Source organism: Alcanivorax sp. HI0083 (genome assembly GCF_001635175.1).
Genome location: NZ_LWFX01000576.1, coordinates 1 through 1,230 on the forward strand (window position 1 = coordinate 1; position 1,230 = coordinate 1,230).

Consider the following 1,230-nt stretch of genomic DNA (forward strand, 5'->3'; position numbering starts at 1 on the left):
CGGCGCTCCCAGTCGAAAATGCCGATCACGGTATCCACTTTCAAATCATTGATATAAACAATATCCATACTCGATCTCTTGGCGTGGCATTCATTGGCGACAGCACCCTGGCGAATGAATCCCATTTCAGGTAATCAGATGTTACGCTTGCAGCGCAGGCAATAACGTCGTGCTGTGTACAATGTCACCCCGTGTATTACACAGCGATGCGAAGGGAGATTATAGCCGGTGCAAGCAGGGACATTACAGGAAGTCTGGTTCTGGTTACTGCCATTGTGCGTGGCCGGCTATCTGATGGGCTCCATTTCCAGTGCCATCCTGGTTTGCCGGCTGTTCGGCTACCCGGACCCGCGCACGGAGGGCTCCAATAACCCCGGGGCCACCAATGTGCTGCGCATCGGCGGCAAACCCGCCGCCGCCCTCACACTACTCGGCGACGTACTCAAAGGGGTGATCCCCGTAGTGCTGGCCCGCTATCTGGATATGGGCCCCTTTGTCGCGGCAATGGTCGGTGCTTTCGCCTTCCTGGGCCACCTGTATCCGGTATTCTTTCACTTTCAGGGCGGTAAAGGCGTGGCCACGGCTTTTGGGTTGCTGTTCGCCCTGCACTGGCCCAGTGGGCTGGTTGCCGGTAGCACCTGGCTGCTGGTCTTTGCGCTTAACCGTATCTCCTCCATCGCCTCACTCAGTGCCTTTGTGGTAGCGCCAGCTTGTATTTTCGCCTGGCTGCCCCAGGCCTTCTGGCCCATGCTGGCCCTGTCTCTGGTGATGATTGCCCGGCACCGCAGCAACCTGCAGAAAATCCTGCGCGGGGAAGAACTGGGGTTCAGGAAGAAAGACTGAGCCGCAGTGTAAAGTTGAAAGTTCAAAGTTGAAAAGCGCGTCAACGCGCCTCGGGTTTTGACAGGCATTGCCCGCGACATTACCCTCATCGCGGGCAGAGCATGGCAAAGCAGGACAGCCTAATCCGCGTTTAAACTTTGAACTTTAAACTTTCAACTGGGTTTACAGCCCCGCCAGCTCAGTTAGCGGCCACCTTGGGCGCACTTTGATCGGCAACTCCGCAGACTCACCCGCCTGCAAACGCAACGCCCCGGCAAAGGCAATCATGGCGCCGTTGTCGGTGCAGTATTGCGGCGCCGGGTAAAACAGTTCCACACCACGCTTGGCCATCTGCTCACCCAGCTTTGCCCGCAGGGAACGGTTGGCACTCACGCCACCCGCCATCAC

1 protein-coding gene and 1 pseudogene are annotated in these 1,230 nt (G+C 57.6%); one reads left to right on the forward strand and one right to left on the reverse strand.

Annotation, left to right across the window (positions count from 1 at the left end):
- Nucleotides 1-228: 228 nt before the first annotated feature.
- On the forward strand, nt 229-843 hold the full coding sequence (gene plsY / locus A3754_RS05865) for a glycerol-3-phosphate 1-O-acyltransferase PlsY (protein WP_082872264.1): 615 nt from the start codon (nt 229-231) through the stop codon (nt 841-843).
- 162 nt (nt 844-1,005) lie between these two features.
- Here plsY and A3754_RS05870 read toward each other — a convergent pair.
- A pseudogene (locus tag A3754_RS05870) lies at nt 1,006-1,230 on the reverse strand (tRNA (adenosine(37)-N6)-threonylcarbamoyltransferase complex transferase subunit TsaD); the annotation flags it as partial.